This is a genomic window from Mucilaginibacter sp. P5_A6 (assembly GCF_056400585.1).
The window spans coordinates 37,978-61,606 of record NZ_JBFUKZ010000024.1 but is presented as its reverse complement, the minus strand read 5'-3'; the positions used below and the strand labels follow the sequence as shown (position 1 = coordinate 61,606).

Below are 23,629 nucleotides of genomic sequence, written 5' to 3'. Positions count from 1 at the left end.
ATTAAGCGTTTGCCCTCAATATTTCTAACGGTGGTTTGTTTAATACGCCACGGCTATTTAACAAGCCAATAACGACAGTTAGTATAGTGATGACTAAAAATAATACAAAAGCCGGTATAAAGCTTACTGCATACGGGATTTCGAAGCTGTATTTTGCCAGGAACCAGGTTCCTGCAACCGCTATCAGGATTCCCGTTAAGGCAGATAAGCTGCCCAAGAACAAATATTCCAAAGCCGTTATAGCAAAAATCTGTTTTCGGCTTGCGCCCAGGGTTCGCAGCAAAACGCTTTCCTGTATCCGCTGATATTTGCTGATGCGTACCGAAGCTATCAAAACTACAATACCGGTAATAATACTAAACGCACTCATGAAACGGATAACATAACTTATCTTACCTAATAATTCATCCAGGATACTTAATACCAGGCCCAGGTCGATAATAGAAATATTAGGAAACTGTTTTACGATTGCCTGCTGAAATTTAGCCGATACTTTATTTGATGGTACATGCGTAAGCAGTACCTGGAACTGCGGTGCATCTTCCAAAACTCCTGTAGGGAAAACAACCTGGAAATTGGTTTGTACCTTGCCCCAGTTTACCTTACGGATGCTGGCTACATAAGCAGGCATCGATACGCCCTGCACGTTAAATACCAGTTTATCGCCCACTTTGAGGTGAGCACGTTTCTGCAGGTTTTCTTCTACCGATACCGGTATATCCTTGCCCGCCTCGGCTTTACCTATCCAGGTGCCATCCAAAAGTTTCTCGGAAGTTGAAAGTGTATCGCGGAAGGTTACCCGGTACTCCCAGGTAAAAACACTATGAGGAATTTGGATGGTTGTATCCCGCATTACATCGGCCGCGGTTTTTCCGTTGATCTGTTCTAATCGTACCGTAACAATTGGCACCTGCTGCAATACCGGCAAACCTTGCTTGCGCGTTGAATCGGCAACGGCATTCTTTTGGCTTTTTTGGATATCAAACAATATCATGTTGGATTGATTAGCGCTGTTTGATAAATTTACCTGGCCAATAAGGATGCTCTGGATAAAAAACAACGTGCAAATAAATGCCGTGCTTAATCCGATGGAAACCATCAGGATAAGCGTTTGGTTATTTGGCCGGTATAAATTGGCAAAGCCTTGTCGCCATAAATAGTTCCACCTACTGTTGATAAGCAGTTTCATTACCCGCATAAGTAACCAGGCTACAGCAGCCAGTATCATAAAAGCTACCAGGATGCCAAGTGTGAAAAATAAACTCCCCAGCCAGCTATCTAATTGCAAGTAAGTAAAACCTGCAACAAATCCTACAATCAACAGGTAAACCAACCAGCGCAAAGGATCGCGCTTGCTGCCAGCGTCGTCAAAAGACATGCGCAAGGTATTCAATGGCGATATATTACGTACGGATATCAGCGGCAGTAAGGCAAACAGGATAGAGATGATAACCCCTAACAAAATACCCTGCCAAATGGCCAGCCACGAAATTTCTACAGAAATGGTGAACGGCAAGAAGTCTTTAAATACTATTGGCAGTAAATGCTGAATAGCTGTACCCAATGCCGCGCCAACTACGGAACCGATAAGCCCGATACCTGCTATCTGTACCAGGTAAATCAAAAATGCTTCGGATGCTTTAACGCCCAAACAGCGCATAATAGCAATGGAAGCAATTTTTTCGCGCACATAAATATGGATAGCACTGGCAACGCCAACACAACCCAACAGTAAGGCTATAAACCCAACCAGCGACAGGAATCTGCCTAAATCGCCAAAGGCGCGACCGGTATTTTCCTTGCGCATTTCAATGGTTTCATAGCCCATGCCGGCTTTGTCTACTATAGGGCCGAGCTTTTTGGTAAGCTTGCCCATATCAACCTTATGGTTGTATTTATAATAAAAAATATAGTTAACCCGGCTGCCGGTTTTCATGAGCCCGGTTTGCTCCAGGTACTGCATAGGGATGTAAACCACAGGAGCAATCCCCGCCATAGCCCCGCTTTGCCCCGGCGCTTTGTTCAGTGTGCCCGCAACCAGGAACATTTCTTTCCCAACCCGTACCGAATCGCCAACATTTACGCCAAATTGCAGCATCAGCGTTTTATCAACCAGGGCGGCTTTCGCTTTTTTGAAAGCCTTTCCGGCTGCCTCTGGTGTAGTTTCAATGACGCCATAGTAGGGGTAATCGCCCTGTAAAGCCCTTATTTGTACCAGTCTTGTGCCTTTGGTTTTTGGGAAGTAGGCCATGGAGGCAAAGCTGCGTTCGGTTGATCTTTCGTCTCCCAAAGAATCAAGGATGTGTTTTAGTTTTGGATCCACAGGTTTATTGCCCGATACCGATAGATCGGCACCGATGAGCGTAGCAGCCTGCCCGTTTACATCGCTTTGCACATTATACCTGAACGAGTAGATGGCCACCAGCGCGGCTATGCCAAACACAATGGCCGATATAAAGAGAAATAACCTTGAACGGTTTTTCCTGCTATCGCGCCAGGCCATATTGAACAGCCAGCTTATGTTTACTTTTCTTTTATAATTAACCGGATCGATACCCATAGCTTACCCGTTAATTGTTTTTTCGTTAGATACCAGTTTGCCGCCCCGTATCCTGATGATGCGTTGCGTTCTGGCTGCAAGGTCAAGGTCGTGCGTTACCAAAACCAGTGTGGTGCCGGCCTCTTTATTCAGGTCGAAGATTAGTTTTACCACCTTTTCGCTGGTTTCAGCGTCCAGGTTACCGGTTGGTTCATCAGCAAACAGGATCCTGGGCGAGTTGGAGAAGGCACGTGCCAGCGATACCCTTTGCTGCTCGCCGCCCGATAACTGAGCAGGGTAGTGGTGACCACGGTCGGCCAGGCCAACTTTATCCAGTAAGTCCAGCGCCCTGGCTTTAATGTTTTTTTCGTTCCGGAGCTCTAAAGGCACCATCACATTCTCCAGTGCGGTAAGTGTAGGCAACAATTGAAAATTCTGGAATATAAAACCCACATACTGGTTACGTACCTGCGCCCGCTGGTCCTCGGTTAAATTGCCCAGGTTAATCCCGTTTAGTTCTACAGAACCGGCGCTTGAACGGTCGAGCCCGGCACATAAACCCAGCAGGGTGGTTTTGCCGCTGCCCGATGGGCCAACAATAGCGTTGGTTGAACCTTCGGTTATAGCGAAGTTGATATCATTAAGTACCGTAAGCGTACGCCCGGCGCTGTGGTAAGTTTTACTGAGGTTTAAAATATTAAGAATAGTTTCCAAAGGATAATTTTTATGTTAGGATAATTTACAAACCAATTTGTTACTATATCGATTTGCATAAATATCCGGGAATTGAGCCATTTATAGCTGTAAACAGATAAGTTTTTTAATTTAATGACATGGGCGTGTTTTTTAAGATCTCAGATGGAATATCTAAAACTTAAGTCACGCAAAGACGCGAAGACGCAAAGCCTTGAAGATTGTTAACCATTCGTGTTATCCCCATATGCGTTCGGAAGATTGCAAAAAGATCGGCCCCGTGCGATTCCCTCCCAACGGGAGGGTGCAGGGAGGGGTTTCTACACCGGACTTTTACGCTTGAATAGCAGCGGTCCCATCGCTCGCAAAACCCCTTCCTCCTCCTTCCCCAAGGAAGGAATCGCACATCCCACGCTTTTATAATCTTCCTTACAACCTCGCCTTTAAATTCACCTTAACGCCATTTTCCCATTCATCTTTTAAAATGCTGAGCACAATGGAATCGCGCCTGCCGCCGTCTTCCAACGGCATGTTGCTGCGTAAAATGCCCTCTACCTGGCAGCCTATGCTTTTCATGGCGGCTATGCTGCGTTCGTTACGGGCATCGGCCCTGAATTCAACGCGGACCATATTCAATTCTTCAAAAGCGAATTGCAGCAAAAGAAATTTACAGTGTTTATTTAAGCCCGATCCCCTGAACTTTTCGGCGTACCAGGTGTAACCCAGCTGCAGGCTATTTAAGCCTGGCTGGATATCGTAATAGCGGGTACTACCCGCATATTCGCCGGTAGTTTTATCAATAACAACAAAAGCATATTCACGGGCTTCTGCACGGGCTTTTAAGGCTGCCATTATATAGCGCGTCATGCCTTCCTCATACTTTGCGCTTACGTTAGAGTATTTCCATGTATCTGGTTCGTTAACGGCAAAGGGCAGCAGGTATTCCAGGTCATCTGCTGTTAGCGGGCGCAGCAATACCCTTTCATCTTCTAAAATGTAATTAGCTTCCGGGTCAAAAAGTGAGATCATTGATAGTATGATTTTTTTATAAAGCTAAAAGTAAATAAATAACTATTCATGATTGCTCTGGATTGAATCCTGTTAATCCAGAAAAATCTCAAAATACTGTTAAAATGTATTGGGCTTTCAATCGTCATAACAAATAAGGGAATAATTTAATACTAAGGAGTTCCTTTAATTTTTACTTTTACCGAAATAATACCAGTGTTGCCTGTATTTTAAATATTACAGGCGACAAATTATCAAACAAAATATGCAACCAGAAACCAAACCACAGCCAAATAGTAAACCTCCCGGTGTTTTTAGTCTGCTTAAGCCCTATATGGGCCTGGTATCGCTGCTGTTATTGTTCGCGTTATTGGCCAACGGTATCAATCTTTGGCTACCCAGAATAATTGCCAACGGCATTGATGCCTATACCCATAAGCAGTTTGTGCTGAATGATATTGTTAAAAAATTCACCATAGCCACGCTGTTTATCTTTGTTTTTGGCTATCTGCAAACCATTATCCAAACTTATGCCTCGGAGCGTGTAGCAAGAGATCTGCGGCAAAGGCTTTCGGATAAAATCTCGCGCCAAAGCTATGCCTTTATTGAGCAGGCAAATCCATCCAAGCTGTTAACCAACCTTACTGCCGATGTTGAATCTATAAAATTGTTTGTTTCGCAGGCACTGGTTTCTATTGTATCATCGCTGTTTATCATCATTGGCTGCAGCGTAATGCTGCTTACCATTAACTGGAAACTGGCACTGGCGGTTATTGCTATTATCCCCATTATTGGGGGCACGTTTGCGTATGTTTTAAAAAAGGTAAGGGCGCTGTTCATAAAAAGCCGTGGCGTTATTGATCAGCTGAATAAGGTGATAAACGAGAGTATCCTGGGGGCAGCGCTCATCAGGGTTATTAACTCGCAGCAACTGGAATATAATAAGTTTTTGAGTGCCAATACCGAAGCTAAAGATTATGGTTTAAGAATATTAGGCTTTTTTGCAGGGTTAATACCAATAGTAACCTTTACAGCCAATTTGGCGGCCTTAACCATTTTGGTAATGGGCGGGCATTTTGTAATAGCCGGCAGTATGAGCCTGGGTAATTTTGCCGCTTTTAACAGTTATTTATCGCTGTTTATATTCCCTATATTTATTTTAGGTTTTATGAGCAACCTGATAGCACAGGCCACCGCATCGTTCACACGCATCAGTGTTGTTTTGGATGCGCCCGATGTTGCTGAAGGCGGCTCGCTGAAAGAAACGCTTAAAGGTGATGTGGAGCTCAAAAATGTATCGGTACTTTACGGGCAAAAGTTTGCGTTAAAAAGCATATCATTAAAAGTAGCGGCAGATTCAAAAATTGCTATCATTGGCCCAACCTCAGCCGGCAAATCGCAATTACTTTATTTACTCACCGGGCTTATAAATGCCAGTGAGGGCGAAGTATTGTTTGATGGCAAAAGCATTGCTGTATACAATAGTGAATCATTTCATAGCCAGGTGGGTTTTGTTTTCCAGGATAGTATCATATTTAACATGAGCATCCGCGAGAATATTGCCTTTAGCGATACGGTAACCGATGAATCGTTACAGAAAGCTATTAATACCGCCGAATTGGAAGACTTTATTGGTAGTTTACCCGAACACTTAAATACCATTGTATCCGAACGTGGATCGAGTTTATCGGGCGGTCAAAAACAGCGGATCATGCTGGCCCGTGCGCTGGCTGTAAATCCCAGGGTTTTATTGCTTGATGATTTTACAGCGCGGGTGGATGGCAATACCGAGAAGAAGATCCTGGCCAATATTCAAAAAAACTATCCGGGCTTAACGCTGATATCGGTAACACAAAAAATAGCCTCTGTTGAGCATTATGACCAGATCATCCTGCTTACAGAAGGCGAAATTGTAGCCCGCGGCGTGCATAAAGATCTGATGAAAACCAGTCCCGATTATGTGCAGATCTTCAACTCGCAGCAAAGTACCAGCAATTACGAAACTGGCGTTGCTCATTAACTACCAAAGTTACTACCTGAAAAATATTAAAATACAATGAACTACGATCTTAACCAGCTTAGTAAAACAGCGCAAAAAACATCAACCTTTGCCGGGCTTAAAAAGCTGATTCAACTTATATCGCACGAAAAGCGAACGCTTATTATAGCAGTTATTGCCATACTTATCAATTCGACATTAAACCTGTTGGGGCCGCTTATTATTGGGCATACCCTTGATAGTTATGTGCTGCATAAAAATTTTAGCGGTGTTATTCATAACGCTATTTTGTTGCTGTGCATGTACACTGTCGCCCTGTTTACCAGTTACAAACAAACTACGCTGATGGGCGGGGTAGGGCAGCGGATGTTGTTTACACTGCGCAACTCTATATTTAACAAACTGCAGCAATTGCCGGTTGGCTTTTTTAACCAGAACAAAGCGGGCGACCTGATATCGAGAGTAAATAATGATACCGATAAGCTAAACCAGTTTTTTTCGCAATCGCTGATGCAGTTTATCGGCAATATATCTACCATGATAGGTGCGGGTATATTTTTACTGCTGATACATCCCGAGCTTGGCGCCGCGGCTTTATCGCCGGTGCTGATCATCCTTTTTTTAACGCTGATACTATCGCCATGGATAAAAAGTAAAAACGCGGCTAACCTTAAAAGTACCGGGGGCTTAAGCGGCGAGATACAGGAAAGCCTTAGTAATTTTAAGGTGATCATCGCTTTTAACCGGCGCGATTATTTCAGGAAACGCTTTGATATGGTTAATAAGCAAAATTATAAAACAGCTATTAGCGCTGGTTTGGCTAATAACGTTTTTGTGCCTGTTTATGGCTTATTTGCCAGCATTGCACAATTGATAGTACTTACTTTTGGTATTTATCTTATTAGCCACGGGCAGTTTTCTATTGGTTTGCTGGTAAGTTATTTATCATACACCACGCTTTTTTATAACCCGTTGAGGCAATTGGCGGCCTTGTGGTCAAACTTTCAACTGGCAATGGCAGGTTGGGACAGGATATCGCAGATTTTGGCGCTCGAAAGCGACCTGCCCCGGATGGAAGCAGGCCTAACAGACTCAAACGCCGCTTTGCTGGAATTTAGAGATGTGTATTTTAGCTATGACGAAAGCAAGGAGATATTGCACCATGTAAGCTTTAAACTGGAGCAGGGTAAAACATATGCCCTGGTTGGGCCTACAGGCGGCGGTAAAACCACTACAGCATCATTGATAGCCCGTTTATATGATCCGTCGAAAGGATTGATCCTGCTTGATGGAAAAGACATCAGAACCTATACCGCCGAAGAGCGCAGCCTTAGGATAGGCTTTATTTTGCAGGAGCCTTTCCTGTTTAGCGGCACTGTTAGAGACAATATTTTATACAGTAATGAGCTATACAAGGACTATACTAACCAACAACTGGAGCAGGTTATAAAAGATGCAAGCCTGGGCAGCCTGCTGGCAATTTTTGAGAACGGACTGGAAACCCCGGTATTATCAAGCGGAGACAGTATCAGCCTTGGTCAAAAGCAACTGATAGCCTTTATGCGGGCTGTACTGCGTAATCCGCAGATCCTGATATTAGATGAGGCCACCGCCAATATTGATACTATTACCGAAAAATTGTTGAGTGACATTCTTGATAAACTGCCCGAAACCACAACACGGGTAATTATTGCCCATCGCCTTAACACTATTGAAAATGCCGATGAGATCTATTTTGTTAACTCGGGCGAAGTGATTCGCGCGGGATCGCTGGATGATGCTATGGCTATGCTGTTGAAGGGAAAAAGAGTGAGTTAGCGGGGAGTGACACGGCCATTAAAAATACAGAAACAGGATTGTTATCGCGGGCACATTGCAGCGTATTTCATTGCAAGCAAAAAATTGCACATCTGCTGAGTTTTTTGTAAATTTGGATATAAACATTTGGGGCGGTTATCTTTAAGATAAACGCCCCAAATGTTATAGCCTAAAGATGTTTTGAAATCTGCTTTTTTATAATTAACTATTTGTATTTAAGTTGTTTATGGATTATTTAACGGATGTTATAAAGGTAATCAAAAGGCGTTTGGCCGATACCGGTAAGTGATTGGCAGGTATATGAAAGGTGTGTGAACGGTGCATTATAGGTATCATTTTTAGATGCAGATAGGACGATAAAAAGGCGTTGTTTTTCGGGAGCTTTTTCAGCGCTGCCAGGTTTTAAGCAAGGTGTCGCCGGCATGGGTAATACGGTATTTGCTTTCTCAAAAAATAGTTGTCCGTTTTACAATAAAAAATTGCATAATTATTTTTACACTTGTAAATAAACTCTAAACTAAACTGAATTATGCAGAAGTATAGCGGCCAGAAACGCATGTTGGTGGCAACCGATTGTATCATATTTGGGTTTGATGGTTGGAACATTAAGCTGTTAGTTGTACAGCGTGGCCTTGAACCCGAAAAACACAAATGGAGCCTGATGGGGGGATTTATACAGCCTTCGGAGTCGCCGGGTGACGCCGCCAACCGTGTACTGGAATTACGTACCGGGCTTAAAAATGTTTATATGGAGCAGTTCCAGGTATTTGGCCGCCCGGAGCGTGACCCTGTTGAACGTACCTTGTCCATCGCGTATTTCGCGCTTATTGATATTCACAAATACGAAAAACAGCTAAGCGAAGAGTTTCATCCCGAATGGTTTTTACTGGATGAAATGCCCGACCTGATATTCGACCATGCCGAAATGGTAAGACTGGCGTTAAGGCAATTGCGTTACAAAGCTGCACTTCACCCTATATTGTTCCAGTTGCTGCCCGAAAAATTTACCATTCCGCAATTACAGGCATTGTATGAAGGAGTGTATCAAACCAAATTTGATGACAGGAACTTCAGCCGCAAATTATTGTCAACAGGCCTGTTGGTGAAACAACCCGAAAAAGATAAGCTATCATCAAAAAAAGGGGCATTTTATTATAAGCTTGATCAATCAAACTACGCCCAAAACTTTGAATCGTTCCTGAACCTGGTGCCAAACCCCGAGAAGTTTTTTTAGGAAGAAAAATATCAGGTTAAATTTTTAGGGATCTTTATAATAAAAGTTGTGCCTTTACCGGGTGATGACATTACATCAATACTGCCGTGGTGCTTTTCAATAATACCAAATACTATAAATAAACCCAAGCCGATACCTTCGCCAATGTTCTTAGTAGTAAAAAAAGGCTCAAATATGCGTTCTTTTGTTTCATCGCTCATGCCAATACCTGTATCTGTTATTTCAATGGAAATATAGCCGATAACGTCCCGGGTAATTATTGTTATTTTATCGTCTTGGTGTTGCTCTTTTGCTGTTATAGAATAAACGCTGTTGGCTATCAGGTTAATAAATATTTGGTTGATGTTGCCAGGGTAGCAGTTTAAGGGCTCCAGGATATTTAAAACTGTTTTAATTTCGATATAATATGGGATGGTGCTCTTTAAAATAAGCAGGTTTGCGTGTATAGCTTTATTTATATCGAGCATTTTTAACACCTGCCCATCTGTATTACTAAAGGTGAAAAGGCTTTTAACAATTTCGGTGGTGCGTTTTGCACCTTCTTCAATACCGTTAAGTAAAATGGCTACTTCGTTTTTTATAAAATCAGGATTAATGCTTTGCCTGCAGGTATTGGCTATCTGAACAAGTTCTTTATCACCGGTTTTTTTTAGAAGCTCTTCATATCTATTTAATAATAAAAACAGCTCATCAAAATCGAGCCTGAGCGGTTTTACATTTGAACTTACAAAATTTATGGGGTTATTAATTTCATGGGCAACACCAGCGGTAAGCCTGCCTAATGATGCCATTTTTTCGGTATCAACCAAATGATGTTGTGTGTTTTTAAGGTTATCAATGGTTCTGGAAAGGTCTTTGTTGGCGCTGATGAGCTCATTAGTACGTTCTTTTACTTTATTTTCCAACAGGATATTCTGCTGTATTGTTAAACGTTCATTTTCCTTCGCTACCGCTATAGCAAAATTTTGAATGTCATTTTTTTCATTTCTGTAAAAATTGATTTTATCGGCCAATGCCGCCGAAAATAATATGAGTTCAATTACCAAACCAAAAGGTATAACATTGGCAGTAAATGCATTGTAAGGGATAAGATCTTTATTGCGTGCAAAGGAAAGTAACAGGCTTATTAAAAATAAACTCCAGGCCAGCATAAACAGTTTTGCCGGTTTAAATCCCTTTAGGTAAAGTCGTGAACCAATAAAAAGCAGGTACATTGCAGTAATTACCAAACCCCAGTTAACTAAACTATAGGCAAAAGCTACAAAGCCACCTAAAATGGCCGCAAAAACTATGGCGAACAATGCGTATAACAGTAAATGGATTTTGTACCCCTTATTTAAATTTTGTTTTAGCTGTAAAAATTCCCCGGTAAAAAGTAATACCGATAAACCAAAGCACATTCTTACCAATGGTGTGATATAATTGTTAATGAAAATTTTATTATCGGTAAAATAATTTCCATAACCATGCAGCAGTGTTTGCGAAGCGCCAAGAAAAATAATGTAAAATATATAATACAGGTAGCTCATATCGCCAACTATGAAAAGCAGCAGTAAGTTGTAGAATGCACTGAGAAGCAATATGCCTATAAATGCACCATATATTATGTTTTCAATATTCCTGCTTTTAATAAAGGTTACTTCGGTGTAAACTTTTACAGGTATTACAGCGGGAAGATTACTTTTAATACGTAAATAAATAGTATTTGACGTTCCCTGTGCTACAGGACATCTTATATAATTAATATTTCGGGATTCAAGCTCATTCTGCTGGTCTTCTGCTGCAAAGTCATGTGTTTTAAAGTCTTTCCTGTCAGAATAATAAAGGTCAAATTCATCAATAATACTTGGATCGATACTAATGATTATAAAAGGTTTTGTGTCGTTGTTTTTAAGATTGAACTTTATCCATGTTGCTGATTTGTAATGTTTTAAAATAGGCAAGGAACTGCTGCTTGTATGAAAACCAGGGCTTTTTAAAACCTGGTTTATTGATAAGTGCGCACCTGGATCATCAAGTTCATAAAAATAATGGTTGTTTAACAGTTGGGATGTGTTTTCATAAACAACCAACGTATCTGTATTATAGGCAAAAGTTATAGTATTCAATAATAGTAAATACGCGGCTATTAATATTTTCTTCATATTTACTATAGGGGTTTTGCACATAATCAAGCATAATTATAATAAAAATGCGAAGAAAATAAAACTTTCAATACATTTGACTTTATAACCAATTATTAAAAGCCGATTTAACCTAAATTTATTACTATGGCCGTAGGAGTGTTGTATGTTGACGATGAGATAAATAATCTGAATAGTTTTAAGGCGGCATTCAGGCGAAATTTTAATATTTATACCGCCCAGTCGGCTGCCGAAGGTCGCCAGGTGCTGCTCGCCCAGGAAATTGGTGTGATAATTACTGATCAGCGTATGCCTGATACTACAGGTATTGAATTTTTAGAATCAATTTTACCTATATACCCTGATACTATCCGGATACTTTTAACAGGTTTTTCGGATGTTAATGCCGTAATGGATGCTATTAACAGGGGGCAGGTTTATAAATACCTTGTAAAACCCTGGCAAAACAACGAGCTTAAAATTTACATTCAAAATGCCATTGAAATATATGAATTGCGGAAAGAAAATAAAGAGCTTATCAATAAATTAAAAATAGCCAACTTTGAACTTGAAGCGCTTATTAAGGCTGGCAAGCCGTGAGTTACTGGCAGAGATTTGCCGGAATGATATCTTATAACTGCAATTAAAAACCCCATGTTCTATATCTCTCACTTTATGTCCCTGGTATAACAGCTATAACATTACGTTTTTTAAAAAAGTAGTTTTATATTTAACCATTTAGATAAATAAGGCCAATTAAACATTTATACCAGGGTGAGATTTTTACGGGCGATAATTTCGGTCTTTATTTTACTGTGCTGTAGTTTAGGTGCCTGTGCACAGGGTGGTTTTTCAAACCTGGGAACCGAGTTTTGGACGGTATACATGGATCATATTACTCCCCCAACAACAACAGATCCCCGTGGTAATGTGAGCAAGATGAACCTTTATATTACAGCCGATGTTAATACTACGGTAAACGTGGTTATTGCCGATGGCTCATTTTCTGAAAGCTATGATGTAGTTGCCAGGGGCATTCTGACAGTTTCAATACCGGCAAGCGCTTTTTTAGATCAGCAAGGTTTTTCTACTAAAGGGATCCATATCACTTCACAAAAGCCTATAGCCGTTTACGCTCACATTTTTGCGCAAAGCGTTTCGGGGGCAACCCTTTTACTGCCGGTAAATGTGCTTGGTAAGGATTATGTATCTATTAATTACACTCAGTTATCCAATTCGCTCATAACAGAAAAAAAAGCGTCCTATTCAACATTTGCGGTTATTGGCACCGAAGATAATACCACCGTTGAAATAACACCCAAAACATATTTGCTTAACGGCGAGCCTCCGGGAAAACCGTTTACTATAATTTTAAACAAAGGCCAGGTATACCAGGGCCTTGCAGATAATGACCTTACCGGCACACGCATCCGTACAATAAGTACACAGGCTGGTTCGTGTAAAAAAGTAGCTGTGTTTTCTGGTAGTTCAAAAATACTTATAGGTTGTAACACGGTAAATAACACATCTGATAACCTTTTCCAACAGGTATATCCAACTGCCTCCTGGGGGAAAAACTATATCACAGCGCCTTTAAAAAGCCGAAATTACGATGTTTTCAGGATCATATTGAGCGATCCTAATACTATTGTAAATTTAAACGGACGTAACCTTCTGCCATCGGATTTCACCGGGGGGCTTTATTACGAATTTAATTCAGATGCCCCCAACGTTATTACTGCCAATAAACAGGTACAGGTTGTTCAATATGCTGTAACACAATTTAAAACTATCAACTGTGTTGATGCAAACCAGGATACCGGCGATCCTGAAATGATATATCTTAATCCGCTTGAGCAAACGCTTGATCATGTAACCTTAAATTCAACCGGTAATTTCAGAATCATTAATAATTTTATTAATGTAGTTATTAAAACAAACGCCGTACCCACTTTTGCACTTGACGGCAGTCCCTATACAAAATTTATACCTGTTCCCGCCAATCCTGTTTATTCATATGCGCAAATTGCAGTTAATAATGGCGTGCACCACATTAGTGCTTCTGATGGTTTTAACGCCATAGCCTATGGTTTTGGCAATGCCGAATCATATGGATACGCTGCCGGCGCCAATCTTAAAAACCTTACCGAGTTTATAGCCCTGAAAGATCCGCAAAGCAGTACCTCGCAACTAAATGGGTGTACAGGTGCAACCTATAAGCTCCAGTTAACCCTGCCTTTTAAAACAACCAGCATTAAATGGGATTTTAAAAACGGTACTACCTATCTTGATAGTAATCCACTTGTTAAATCAACTACAGTTAGGGGCGATCAAACACTCTATTTGTATGAATATCGTGATGATAAAATTTACACAACCGGAGATTACAGTGTGGTGGCAACCGTATTTAACCCCATAGCCGATGAATGTGGCTCGGCCGAAGATGTTGAACTTGATTTTAATATGGCTCTTCCACCGGTGGCAAGGCTTAGTTTTGCAGGTTCATGTTTAGGCGATACTACCTTTTTTAAGGATACATCACAAACCTATGGCCGCGAAACCAAAATACGGTTATGGGATTTTGGCGATGGGCATACCGATGTTGTACAAAACCCGTCGCATGTTTATGAGCATACCGGTACTTACAATGCAAGGCTAACTGTTATCAACGAAAATGGCTGTGGCGATGTATCAGATCCAACACCGGTTAACATTACTAATTTACCTGTTGCCGATTTTGACTTTTTGGCTCCGTACTGCCCCGGCCTGGATATAACCTTTACAGATCATTCTACAAGCAGTAATGGTGCTATTTCAAAATGGTTATGGGATTTTGGCGATAGTACCGCGGTGGTAGAAAAAGCTGATAATACCCCATTTACCCACGTTTACAAAACAGCCGGCACTTATACCGTGAAATTAACAGTGGTTAACGCCGGCGGTTGTATGGGCTTGCCAAAAGTAAAAGCAATAGAAATAAGTGATATTGCAGTGGTTGATTTTATTTTACCCGATGCCTGTGTTGCCGATCTGGTTGAGTTTAAAGATAACAGTATGATTGGCGATCATACCGAATCCGGTTTTACTTACCAATGGAATTTTGGAGATATGCATGCCAGTGCTGCAGATAATACATCGACAGAAAAAAATCCCGGTCATCATTATACCGAAGCACGGAATGATTACCAGGTAACCTTAAAGGTTACCACAAAATACGGTTGTACGTACACTAAAACACAAACATTTGTTGTTAACGGCGATATTCCTAAGGCGAATGTTGTTGTGCCTGATCCTGCTGCTTTGTGCAGCAATAGAGAGGTTTTTTTTGAAAATAGATCAACTGTAAATTTCGGCAGTATTACCCGGCTTGAGGTTACCTTTAACACAGCCGATGCCACATCATTGAGGGTTTATGAACACCCGGTTTACGGCCAGCAACTACGTTATACTTACCCCATGTTTACCGATGGCGACCACACCTTCAATGTGCACGTGGCTGCCTATTCTGGCGGGGTGTGTGCCAATATTCAGGATTTTAACATCGTTGTAAAAGCGGCACATATAATAACATTTGCCCAGGCGCCCGCTATTTGCCCTGAGGATAAGCCTGTGCAGCTTGCACCTTTAAATATCGTAGGACCAATGGGCAAAGGTGTGTTTTCAGGTAAAGGGGTGAATGCCGGTGGTTTGTTTGATCCTTCGATAGCCGGTACAGGTACGGCCGAGATAAGTTATATTTATTCATCCCAAAACAGCTGCCCCGATACAGTGAAACAGCAGATATTGGTTTATCCTTCACCAACGGTATCGGCAGATGGGCCTGTTACCGTGCTTGAAGGGAGCCAGGTTACTTTGAAGGCCCTGGCAAGCGGTCATAATTTAAGCTATAAATGGTACCCGTCAACAGGTTTGGATCATGATGATGTATTAAACCCAACGGCAACCTTAGCCGAAACGACAGATTACAGTCTGATGGTAACCTCGGAGGAAGGTTGCTCAAATACGGCCAGTGTTACGGTTAAAGTATTAAAATACCTTGTTATACCCAATGCTTTTACGCCTAATGGTGATGGCAAAAATGACTTATGGGAAATTAAATACCTGGGTGACTATCCAAACAACACCGTTGATGTGTTTAACAGATATGGCCAAAAAATATATTCTTCAATGGGTTATACAATTCCATGGGATGGCAGGTACAAGGGCAATTATCTTTCATCCGGGACATATTATTATATCATTAACCCTAAAAACGGGCGTAAGGCTGTTTCTGGCAGTATAACTATTATCAGGTAACCAACCTTAACGAAAGCGCAGATTTAATAGTTTTTTTCGATAGCACTCTTTCCTTTCTGTAGGTACGGTAAAATGAGTGTGGGAAGAGCGAAAATTTAGAAAATTGTTTGATTTATACAATTGATTTATACAACAGATACGGAGAAAGGGTTATATTCGTCAATTGGTTACAGCATACCCCGTAATAGTAGAAATAATGGAAATAATTTTCCATCCGGAACCGGATATTATATAATAAATACTAAAAACGGACGTAAGGTTGTTCCGGGATATGTAACCATCATTAGACAAATAATGAAAAGAATTTTATACACAATTGTTTTTTTTGTAGCCGGTATACAATTTGTTGATGCACAGCAAAAACCGCAGTACACCCAATATATTTTTAACAACTACCTTTTGAACCCTGCTTTAACCGGTATTGAAAATTATACTGATGTAAAAGCTGGTTACCGGAGCCAGTGGACAGGGCTTGAAGGTGCCCCGGTAACAGGCTATTTAACTGTAAATGCACCCATTGGGAATAAGTTTTTACAGGGAGACGCAACGGCTTTCCCGGCAGGCGGAGGGCTTAATCCGTCGAGCAGATCGTACACACAGCAATACCAGGCTGCCGAGCCGCACCATGGTATCGGGCTAACTCTGGTGTCAGATAAAACGGGTCCTATCACACAAACCAATATTAATGCTACCTACGCCTATCATCTTGGTATTACCGACAGGCTCAACCTGGCAGTTGGTGTATCTGCGGGCGTGAGCCACAATGTGCTAAACCTTTCGCAGGTTCACTTTGCCGATGAAACGGATCCCATATTGAACAACATCAATAATAATCAATGGAAACCTGATTTGGGCATAGGGGTATGGGCTTATGCATCTGATTATTTTGTTGGTGTATCGGTACAACAGGTATTACCTCAAAACCTATATGTAACTACTTCAACCAGTGCAACGCAAAATAAAACTGTACCCCATTACTTCTTCACAGCAGGCACCAAGCTCTTTTTATCAGATGATGTAACACTTATCCCTTCGGTACTGGTAAAGGTGATACAGCCCGTGCCAACAACGTTTGATTTGAATCTGAAAATGTCTTTCCAGGATAAATTCTGGATAGGAGGTTCCTACCGCCGTAACGATTCGTTTGCTGCCTTGGTAGGCTTCAACCTCAGCTCATTTGTAAATGTGGGTTACTCCTATGATTTTACTACGTCGGCGCTTAATACAGTAAGTAACGGCTCACATGAAATTGTAATAGGGATCCTGCTGAATAACCGGTATAAAGTTACCTGCCCGCAACATACGTTTTAGTCCCCCCAACCCCCTGAAGGGGCTCTTGATGTGCAGATGATTGAGCTTCGGATGTGCAGATGTGCAGATTTCAAATGTGCAGATGATTTAGCTTCGGATGTGCAGATATGCAGATTTCAAATGTGCAGATGATTGAGCTTTGGATGTGCGGATATGCAGATTTCAAATGTGCAGATGATTGAACTTCGGATGTGCAGATATGCAGATTTTAAATGTGCAGATGATTTAAAATGGTAAATCACATTATTTCCATCTGCATCTATTTGTTATTTTCAAATCTGCACATCTGTAATTTGAAATCTGCACATTTACAGCTCCCTTCTTAATCTTGCAACCGGGATGTTCATTTGCTCGCGGTATTTGGCTACTGTACGGCGGGCTATGTTGTAGCCGGCATCTTTTAGTATATCGGTAAGTTTTTCATCAGCCAGCGGGTGGCGTTTGTCCTCGTTGCCGATGTGTTCTTCCAGTATCTTTTTAACTTCTTTGTTTGAAACTTCTTCGCCGCTTTCGGTTTGAATTGCTTCCGAAAAAAAGGATTTTAACAGGAATGTACCAAATTCGGTTTGTACGTATTTTGAGTTGGCCACACGCGATACGGTAGAGATATCCATATTTATCCTGTCGGCAATATCCTTTAGGATCATGGGTTTTAAATTTTTATCGTCGCCCGTCAGAAAAAATTCGTATTGGTACTGCATAATGGCGTTCATGGTTTTTAGTAAAGTTTGCTGGCGCTGTTTAATGGCATCAATAAACCATTTTGCCGAATCGAGCTTTTGCTTTACAAACTGCACTGCTTCCTTTAGTTTTTTATCCTTTTGTGCAGCTTTATCATAATGCTGAAACATCTCCTGGTATGATCTGCTTACACGCAGTTCGGGAGCATTTTTGGAGTTCAGTGTAAGTATTAATACACTATCATTATTGATGATATGAAAATCGGGTATCACCTGCATTTGCTTGGTGTTCACCTCGTTTGAATCGCCCGGTTTTGGGTTTAGCTTTAAAATTTCGTTGATAACACCACGTAACTCGTCAGAGTCCATGTTTAATGATTTTTCCAGCTTATCATAATGCTTGCGGGTAAATTCATCAAGATACTGTTCAACCACAACAATAGCTTTTTTGATGATGGGGTCGTTAGGATCCTTTTTGCGGAGCTGGATCAGCAGGCATTCCTGCAGGCTGCGTGCACCTACACCAGCCGGGTCAAAGCCCTGTATCACCTTCAGCATGTCCTCAACCTCTTCGTCCTCGGCCATTATGTTTTGCGAGAAGGCCAGGTCGTCAGTAAGCGACATGATGGGCCTGCGCAGGTAACCATCGTCATCCAGGCTTCCTATAATTTGTTTGCCTATCCTGAAGTCTTTATCGCTTAAGGGAAGCAAATCGAGCTGTAACTGCAGGCTCTCAAAAAACGAGCTCTGAACCGCTATGGGAATCTCTTTACGCTCATCTTCATCATCGCCATTTTGGTCATAGCGCGATCCGTAATCATTTACACTATCATCCTGCAGGTAGTCATCAATGTTGAACTCATCCATTTCCCCCTTTTCTTCATCACCGTTAAAGGTGTCTTCATCAGGGTCGCGGTCGGGGTATTCCTCAACAGGCTCGTTTAAATTAGTTAAACTCAGATCTTCAAGCGCAGGATTCTCTTCCAGTTCCTCCTTGATGCGGGTATCAAGCGAAACGGTAGGCACCTGCAGCAATTTTATAAATTGTATTTGTTGCGGCGAGAGCTTTTGTAAAAGTTTTTGTTGAAGATTCTGTTTAAGCATAATTAACGTAGTGTTCAAAAATACATCAATTACCATTAACTTTAAAATAACTTATAAGTAATTGGAGTAATGACGATAAATGCAAAATGAAATAATTTGTTTGGATACGATAAAATTTTATTCGTTACTTTAGATAACTAAATATAAATCTTATGGCTATCGTGAAAGAGTTTAAAGAATTCGCCATGCGCGGCAACGTTGTTGACCTTGCAGTGGGTGTTATCATTGGCGTTGCCTTTGGTAAAATTGTTACATCATTAGTAGCTGATATCATTATGCCGCCAATTGGTTTGGCTACCGGTGGTATTGATTTTAAAAACCTTAAGTATGTGCTTAAACCAGCAGTAGATAAAGTACCTGAAACAGCTATCAATTACGGTTTGTTTATCAACAACGTGATCGATTTTATGATCGTAGCTTTCTGTATATTTCTTATCGTAAAAGGGATAAACACCCTTAAAAAGAAAGAGGAAGCCGCTCCGGAAGAACCACCGGTACCCACAAAAGAAGAAATTTTACTTACCGAGATCCGTGATTTGTTAGCGGCGAAGAAATAACAGATGAGGGGGGCGTGTTGCATGAGACGATATTTTAAATGTGCTTATTTCATGCCCTCGAACCGCGTAACACACTCCCCGAACCTTACCTAAAAGCTTCGCGGTAGCTTGGGATCGGTTAAAATAATGTAATCTGCCAGTTGTTTAAATTTGGTCCAATCGGGATTGTCGAAACTATCATCGGCATAGGCGGCTACCGTGAGTAACCTTACATTGGGGGCATATTTTTTAAGTTGGGCTGCTGCGCCTAATTTTTCTTCGCTGTGGAAACCTCCGTTAAGCTGCAATATTTTAAAACCGGAGTGGCTTTTATAAAATTTAGCTATTGACCACCCCATGGTAGCATCCCAAAGGTTTTGCGATTGATAGATTTGCATACCGGCCATTGCACTATGCCCGCCCATGATTTTTACAAATTTGTCATAATACACACCTGTAGCTGTATCAATAGGCAGGGGAGCAAGGTAAGTTTTTGCCTGCGCATCCAGTTGTTGTAAACTGCCCAAACCACCGCGTGTAACCATATTGGTATACCGGGATGGCGCGTTGGCCGCAATCACGGGCACCTGGCTTTGTTTGGCAAGTTCAACCAGTGGCCTGTAATCTTTATAATTGGGCCAGGTGCGGGCGTCGCTGATTAAGTTTTTCTCGCGAATGAGGCCGCCCAGGTATTCGTTAAGCACAAGTTGGCAATCGGTGCTAAACATTTCCATAGATAAGGCGGTTTTATGCGGATATTGTTGTTCCAGTTCTTTAAATAGTTCAAACTCCAGTATATGTCCTGTAGAGTCATTATGCTCTTCGCCAAAAAACAGTACATCGGCTTTGTTCATACTGCTGATAATATCAGCAACTGTGGCCGGTTTTTGAGTAGCTGTGTTATATATTTTATAGTGAGAAACGGGTATTTCCTGGCCCAGGGATATAAAAGGTAAACACATAAGTAACAGGATGCCGGCTGATTTCATATTATGGTTTTAAAACCTTTAATTTACACTAACTAAAACGGAATGACAAATAAGAAAAATAGTGTTTGAAAAGTTTCAAAATATTACTACATTTGCGCTCTTGTTTTTAAAACGACGAATAGAATAAAATAGCCATGAAAAGAACGTTTCAGCCTTCTCAAAGAAAAAGAAGAAATAAACACGGATTCCGTGAACGCATGTCGACTGCTAACGGCAGGAGAATATTAGCAGCCAGAAGAGCTAAAGGCAGAAAAAGATTATCTGTTTCTGACGAGGGTAGTCACAAAGCATAAACCGGTTGCGCTGGTTTGCCTGTAGGCAAACCAATGGATACCGATTAACTGCTTAAATCCCGGTTCCAATAAGGCAACTATGTATACTTTTAAGAAAGAAGAACGGTTATGTAATAAAAGGCTTATCGATAAGCTTTTTCATAGCGGCTCTTCTTTTTTGTGTTACCCATTTAAAGCCTCGTGGTTGTATCAAACCGAACCACAGCGATATCCTGTACAGGTATTATTTTCGGTACCCAAAAGGCGTTATAAGCGTGCGGTTGACCGTAATTTAATAAAACGCTATATGCGCGAATCGTACAGGCTGCACAAGCAACAAAACCTTTACAATTTGCTGCAATCGGCCGATAAAACTATCGTGCTATCGGTAGGTTATATTGGTAAAGAAATTGCCCCATACAGCGTGATCGAAAAAAAGATGCAAAAGCTGCTAATCCAGCTTGGAGAGCAATTAACGGCTGCCAACAATGCAATAGTATGATGGCGCTGGTGAGGTTGATTAAAATGCTGATAGGTGGCGTTTTTATATTGCTGATAAAAATATACCAGTATTTTATCTCGCCATTAACAGGCGCTTCATGCAGGTATACACCAACCTGCTCGCAGTATGGTGTAGAAGCTATAAAAAAATATGGTGCCTTTAAAGGCGGATGGCTAACCATAAAAAGGATTGCCAGCTGCAACCCCTGGGGCGGGCATGGTCATGACCCTGTACCATAATTCAGTTGAAGGTTTTAAGTGATAATTTAATTTTGTGGTTACTAAAATCTCAGGACTCTGGATCCCGAATTCAAAACTTAACTCATGAGCCTCATTTTACAAATTGAAACTGCAACAACATCCTGCTCGGTAGCGCTGGCTGCCGGTGGAAAGGTGTTAGCTTTTAAACAGGTAAATGAGCGCAACAAACACGCCGAAGTAATTACTTTATTTACTGAAGAACTGATAACCGGTAACGGTTATACCTATCGTGATCTGGATGCCATTGCGGTAAGCTGTGGCCCTGGCTCATACACAGGCTTGCGCATAGGGGTATCAACAGCCAAAGGACTTTGTTTTGCATTGGATAAACCCCTTATAGCCATTGAAACGCTGGAGGCTATGGCTTACGGTATTATTAATAATTATCCTGGTATTGTAATTAGCGAAGGCACCCTTTTGTGCCCCATGATAGATGCCCGCCGCATGGAAGTTTATTGTGCGGTGTTTAATGCTGATGGTGAAAAGCTAAGGGCGACCGCTGCTGATATTATTGACGAAAATAGTTTCAGCGAGCTGCTGAGCAGGCATAAAGTTTTGTTTTTTGGTGATGGGGCCGATAAATGCGAACGTGTTTTAGGATCAAATCCTAATGCGCTGTTTATAAACAATTTTGAAAATTCGGCAACTTACCTTACCCAAAAGGCTGCCGAAAAGTTCCGTAATAATGATTTTGAAGATGTGGCCTATTTTGAACCCTATTACCTGAAAGATTTTATTGCCGGCAAGAAAGTTTTATAGATATGAGATATGAGAAAGGTTCCTGCCTAAAATCTCATATCTCACATCTTATATCTATCTGACGTTATTTATTCGTTTTAAATATGCGGCCCCATAATCTGCCCAAAAAACCTTTTTCGCCCATCGGGATATAGCTTGCATTCATGGGATGCTCAATTACCGCCCCAAATTTCATCGAGAATCCTATATACAGATCCATGCCCGAATAGGAGCCGTTATGGCTTATTTGCGTTTGGCTACCTAAAGCTGCCATTGCAAAGCTGGTGGTATTCAACAGTCTTTCGCTGCCTATGTAAAATTCAGTATTGGGGTTTTTATACATAAATTGTAAGCCAATATTAAACAGCTTCATATCATCATAACTGGCTGTAAGCGTGCCGGTATAATTATGGTACTGTACGTGATTAACAAGAGCGGTAGTAAAACCGGTAAACCATATTTCCTTTGAGCCCACAAGTGTTGGTGTGTATTTAAAGTTATTATCGTAATCTATCCAATAAGTTTTTGCTGCGCTCAACTCGGCTTTGGCATTTATTTTTGTAGTGAACGATTTTGTAACCGGGGAGCTTCTTAATATATTCATAGTATGATTATAAATACTATCCTCACGATGATCTGATGTAAGGCCTCCATAAGTTTCGGTATTATTAAAATCAGATATTGCGGACCGGCTGCTCCAGTGAATAAAGCCGAGGTCTTTAATATTAGCCTGTATGGTTATTTTATCCTCGGTAAGGTATGATGCTCCTAATGATATGGCGGCTCCCGGGCTGCGAAACGTTGGTAAATAATCACGCGCAGACGGAGCTCCTGGTATATAGCTTGAATAATAACGGCCACGCATGGTAATAATTGCTTGGCTGGTAAGCTGATTAAATTGAGCCCGCGAACCATCAATATCAAACTTTGAATACTTAATACCCAATAAGCCGCTTATTTTAAAACCCAACGCCAACTGTTTATTGATGCGTTCCCTGTACGAAAACCCTAACTGGTTGTAGGACTGCATCAAAAAATGATCGTTGAAAATATTATTGTATACGGCGCCATTTACAAATTTTGAACCGCCGTCAAGCAAGGCAATGGTTTCATCACTGACAGTCCCCCGGGATTCTAACTTTGTCTGGTACGAAAAACCCATCTCCACATCCCCGTTAAGACTGGTAAACGCTTTAAGCATTATGGCGTACGCATTTACATTAACGTTGAAATGGTTTGTTTTACTCTTACCCACGGTTAACCTGCCCGAACCATACGAAGGATAAGCAGAAAATAGTCTGCTTTTTACACTTTGCTGTATATTGCCTGTTACATAGGCGTTAGCATCAAAGTTTGGTATAAAAAAATTGAATGCATATTGCCTGCTTGAATCTGGTATGAATGACCTTACAGAGGGGTTTTCAAAAGAATCATAAAGTGTACCTGTATTGTACTGTGAAAATTGCTGGGCAGAAACCGAGAAGGAAAAAAACGTAAAGAAAAAAATAATTAAAATCTTATTCATAT

At 41.2% G+C, this 23,629-nt stretch carries 19 protein-coding genes; 11 read left to right on the top strand and 8 right to left on the bottom strand.

The genetic code is table 11. The features are described from left to right. Position 1 precedes the first annotated feature (1 nt). The 3 genes from AC1DO4_RS22120 to AC1DO4_RS22110 all read right to left on the bottom strand — a co-directional run bounded on the left by AC1DO4_RS22120 (position 2) and on the right by AC1DO4_RS22110 (position 4,261). Positions 2 to 2,560 (bottom strand): ABC transporter permease, encoded by a 2,559-nt coding sequence (locus AC1DO4_RS22120; protein ID WP_477419745.1) that lies wholly within the window; start codon positions 2,558 to 2,560, stop codon positions 2 to 4. A 3-nt stretch (positions 2,561 to 2,563) separates the two neighbouring features. Beyond that, a complete protein-coding gene (locus tag AC1DO4_RS22115; protein WP_477419744.1) occupies positions 2,564 to 3,253 on the bottom strand; it encodes an ABC transporter ATP-binding protein in 690 nt (229 codons plus the stop codon). 408 nt (positions 3,254 to 3,661) lie between these two features. Further along, complete coding sequence (locus AC1DO4_RS22110; RefSeq protein WP_477419743.1) at positions 3,662 to 4,261, bottom strand: GNAT family N-acetyltransferase; 600 nt, start codon at positions 4,259 to 4,261, stop codon at positions 3,662 to 3,664. Positions 4,262 to 4,505: 244 nt separating this feature from the next. Here AC1DO4_RS22110 and AC1DO4_RS22105 point away from each other — a divergent pair, with 244 nt between their 5' ends. Beyond that, positions 4,506 to 6,260, top strand: a complete 1,755-nt coding sequence (locus tag AC1DO4_RS22105; RefSeq protein ID WP_477419742.1) for an ABC transporter ATP-binding protein — start codon at positions 4,506 to 4,508, stop codon at positions 6,258 to 6,260. Between the two features lie 36 nt (positions 6,261 to 6,296). Beyond that, on the top strand, positions 6,297 to 8,057 hold the full coding sequence (locus AC1DO4_RS22100) for an ABC transporter ATP-binding protein (protein WP_477419741.1): 1,761 nt from the start codon (positions 6,297 to 6,299) through the stop codon (positions 8,055 to 8,057). A 235-nt stretch (positions 8,058 to 8,292) separates the two neighbouring features. Here the strand turns inward: AC1DO4_RS22100 and AC1DO4_RS22095 are convergent, their stop codons facing one another. Next, positions 8,293 to 8,481, bottom strand: a complete 189-nt coding sequence (locus AC1DO4_RS22095) for a hypothetical protein (RefSeq protein ID WP_477419740.1) — start codon at positions 8,479 to 8,481, stop codon at positions 8,293 to 8,295. Between the two features lie 105 nt (positions 8,482 to 8,586). On the opposite strand from AC1DO4_RS22095, the gene AC1DO4_RS22090 reads away from it, so the two are divergent. Further along, a complete protein-coding gene (locus AC1DO4_RS22090) occupies positions 8,587 to 9,291 on the top strand; it encodes an NUDIX hydrolase (protein WP_477419739.1) in 705 nt (234 codons plus the stop codon). An 11-nt stretch (positions 9,292 to 9,302) separates the two neighbouring features. Here AC1DO4_RS22090 and AC1DO4_RS22085 read toward each other — a convergent pair whose 3' ends face one another. Next, positions 9,303 to 11,435 (bottom strand): sensor histidine kinase, encoded by a 2,133-nt coding sequence (locus tag AC1DO4_RS22085; RefSeq protein ID WP_477419738.1) that lies wholly within the window; start codon positions 11,433 to 11,435, stop codon positions 9,303 to 9,305. 126 nt (positions 11,436 to 11,561) lie between these two features. Between AC1DO4_RS22085 and AC1DO4_RS22080 the strand changes: the two genes are divergently transcribed. The 3 genes from AC1DO4_RS22080 to AC1DO4_RS22070 all read left to right on the top strand — a co-directional run bounded on the left by AC1DO4_RS22080 (position 11,562) and on the right by AC1DO4_RS22070 (position 17,021). After that, positions 11,562 to 12,014 (top strand): response regulator, encoded by a 453-nt coding sequence (locus AC1DO4_RS22080; RefSeq protein ID WP_477419737.1) that lies wholly within the window; start codon positions 11,562 to 11,564, stop codon positions 12,012 to 12,014. 174 nt (positions 12,015 to 12,188) lie between these two features. After that, complete coding sequence (locus AC1DO4_RS22075; protein ID WP_477419736.1) at positions 12,189 to 15,710, top strand: PKD domain-containing protein; 3,522 nt, start codon at positions 12,189 to 12,191, stop codon at positions 15,708 to 15,710. A 294-nt stretch (positions 15,711 to 16,004) separates the two neighbouring features. Next, positions 16,005 to 17,021, top strand: coding sequence for a PorP/SprF family type IX secretion system membrane protein (locus tag AC1DO4_RS22070; RefSeq protein WP_477419735.1), 1,017 nt, complete (start codon positions 16,005 to 16,007; stop codon positions 17,019 to 17,021). Positions 17,022 to 17,329: 308 nt separating this feature from the next. Here AC1DO4_RS22070 and rpoN read toward each other — a convergent pair whose 3' ends face one another. Beyond that, entirely contained in the window at positions 17,330 to 18,805 is a 1,476-nt protein-coding gene (gene rpoN / locus AC1DO4_RS22065) for an RNA polymerase factor sigma-54 (RefSeq protein WP_477419734.1), read from the bottom strand. Between the two features lie 152 nt (positions 18,806 to 18,957). Here rpoN and mscL point away from each other — a divergent pair, with 152 nt between their 5' ends. Next, positions 18,958 to 19,362 carry a large-conductance mechanosensitive channel protein MscL gene (gene mscL, locus AC1DO4_RS22060; protein WP_477419733.1) on the top strand — a complete coding sequence of 135 codons (405 nt, stop codon included), beginning with the start codon at positions 18,958 to 18,960 and terminating at the stop codon, positions 19,360 to 19,362. Positions 19,363 to 19,451: 89 nt separating this feature from the next. Here mscL and AC1DO4_RS22055 read toward each other — a convergent pair whose 3' ends face one another. Further along, positions 19,452 to 20,330 (bottom strand): ChaN family lipoprotein, encoded by an 879-nt coding sequence (locus tag AC1DO4_RS22055; RefSeq protein ID WP_477419732.1) that lies wholly within the window; start codon positions 20,328 to 20,330, stop codon positions 19,452 to 19,454. A gap of 134 nt (positions 20,331 to 20,464) precedes the next feature. Between AC1DO4_RS22055 and rpmH the strand changes: the two genes are divergently transcribed. From rpmH to tsaB, 4 genes are all read left to right on the top strand, one after another. Then, on the top strand, positions 20,465 to 20,623 hold the full coding sequence (rpmH, locus tag AC1DO4_RS22050; RefSeq protein WP_184542896.1) for a 50S ribosomal protein L34: 159 nt from the start codon (positions 20,465 to 20,467) through the stop codon (positions 20,621 to 20,623). 79 nt (positions 20,624 to 20,702) lie between these two features. Then, positions 20,703 to 21,104 carry a ribonuclease P protein component gene (gene rnpA, locus AC1DO4_RS22045; RefSeq protein ID WP_477419731.1) on the top strand — a complete coding sequence of 134 codons (402 nt, stop codon included), beginning with the start codon at positions 20,703 to 20,705 and terminating at the stop codon, positions 21,102 to 21,104. Beyond that, positions 21,101 to 21,343 (top strand): membrane protein insertion efficiency factor YidD, encoded by a 243-nt coding sequence (gene yidD, locus AC1DO4_RS22040; protein WP_477406619.1) that lies wholly within the window; start codon positions 21,101 to 21,103, stop codon positions 21,341 to 21,343. Before rnpA ends, yidD begins: the two co-directional genes overlap by 4 nt. A gap of 84 nt (positions 21,344 to 21,427) precedes the next feature. Continuing rightward, the gene (gene tsaB / locus AC1DO4_RS22035) at positions 21,428 to 22,123 is read left to right on the top strand and encodes a tRNA (adenosine(37)-N6)-threonylcarbamoyltransferase complex dimerization subunit type 1 TsaB (protein WP_477419730.1); all 696 of its coding nucleotides are present in this window, start codon (positions 21,428 to 21,430) and stop codon (positions 22,121 to 22,123) included. 64 nt (positions 22,124 to 22,187) lie between these two features. Here the strand turns inward: tsaB and AC1DO4_RS22030 are convergent, their stop codons facing one another. Further along, positions 22,188 to 23,627, bottom strand: coding sequence for a DUF5723 family protein (locus tag AC1DO4_RS22030; RefSeq protein WP_477419729.1), 1,440 nt, complete (start codon positions 23,625 to 23,627; stop codon positions 22,188 to 22,190). Positions 23,628 to 23,629 lie beyond the last annotated feature (2 nt).

Excerpts from the sequence above, each read along its gene's own strand:
- tsaB (WP_477419730.1), top strand. The coding sequence starts at position 21,428 with ATGAGCCTCATTTTACAAATTGAAACTGCAACAACATCCTGCTCGGTA.
- AC1DO4_RS22105 (WP_477419742.1), top strand. The coding sequence starts at position 4,506 with ATGCAACCAGAAACCAAACCACAGCCAAATAGTAAACCTCCCGGTGTT.
- AC1DO4_RS22110 (WP_477419743.1), bottom strand. The coding sequence starts at position 4,261 with ATGATCTCACTTTTTGACCCGGAAGCTAATTACATTTTAGAAGATGAA.
- AC1DO4_RS22055 (WP_477419732.1), bottom strand. The coding sequence starts at position 20,330 with ATGAAATCAGCCGGCATCCTGTTACTTATGTGTTTACCTTTTATATCC.
- AC1DO4_RS22030 (WP_477419729.1), bottom strand. The coding sequence starts at position 23,627 with ATGAATAAGATTTTAATTATTTTTTTCTTTACGTTTTTTTCCTTCTCG.
- AC1DO4_RS22120 (WP_477419745.1), bottom strand. The coding sequence starts at position 2,560 with ATGGGTATCGATCCGGTTAATTATAAAAGAAAAGTAAACATAAGCTGG.
- rnpA (WP_477419731.1), top strand. The coding sequence starts at position 20,703 with ATGTATACTTTTAAGAAAGAAGAACGGTTATGTAATAAAAGGCTTATC.
- mscL (WP_477419733.1), top strand. The coding sequence starts at position 18,958 with ATGGCTATCGTGAAAGAGTTTAAAGAATTCGCCATGCGCGGCAACGTT.
- AC1DO4_RS22070 (WP_477419735.1), top strand. The coding sequence starts at position 16,005 with ATGAAAAGAATTTTATACACAATTGTTTTTTTTGTAGCCGGTATACAA.
- AC1DO4_RS22090 (WP_477419739.1), top strand. The coding sequence starts at position 8,587 with ATGCAGAAGTATAGCGGCCAGAAACGCATGTTGGTGGCAACCGATTGT.
- rpmH (WP_184542896.1), top strand. The coding sequence starts at position 20,465 with ATGAAAAGAACGTTTCAGCCTTCTCAAAGAAAAAGAAGAAATAAACAC.
- AC1DO4_RS22095 (WP_477419740.1), bottom strand. The coding sequence starts at position 8,481 with ATGCCGGCGACACCTTGCTTAAAACCTGGCAGCGCTGAAAAAGCTCCC.
- rpoN (WP_477419734.1), bottom strand. The coding sequence starts at position 18,805 with ATGCTTAAACAGAATCTTCAACAAAAACTTTTACAAAAGCTCTCGCCG.
- yidD (WP_477406619.1), top strand. The coding sequence starts at position 21,101 with ATGATGGCGCTGGTGAGGTTGATTAAAATGCTGATAGGTGGCGTTTTT.
- AC1DO4_RS22085 (WP_477419738.1), bottom strand. The coding sequence starts at position 11,435 with ATGAAGAAAATATTAATAGCCGCGTATTTACTATTATTGAATACTATA.
- AC1DO4_RS22100 (WP_477419741.1), top strand. The coding sequence starts at position 6,297 with ATGAACTACGATCTTAACCAGCTTAGTAAAACAGCGCAAAAAACATCA.
- AC1DO4_RS22080 (WP_477419737.1), top strand. The coding sequence starts at position 11,562 with ATGGCCGTAGGAGTGTTGTATGTTGACGATGAGATAAATAATCTGAAT.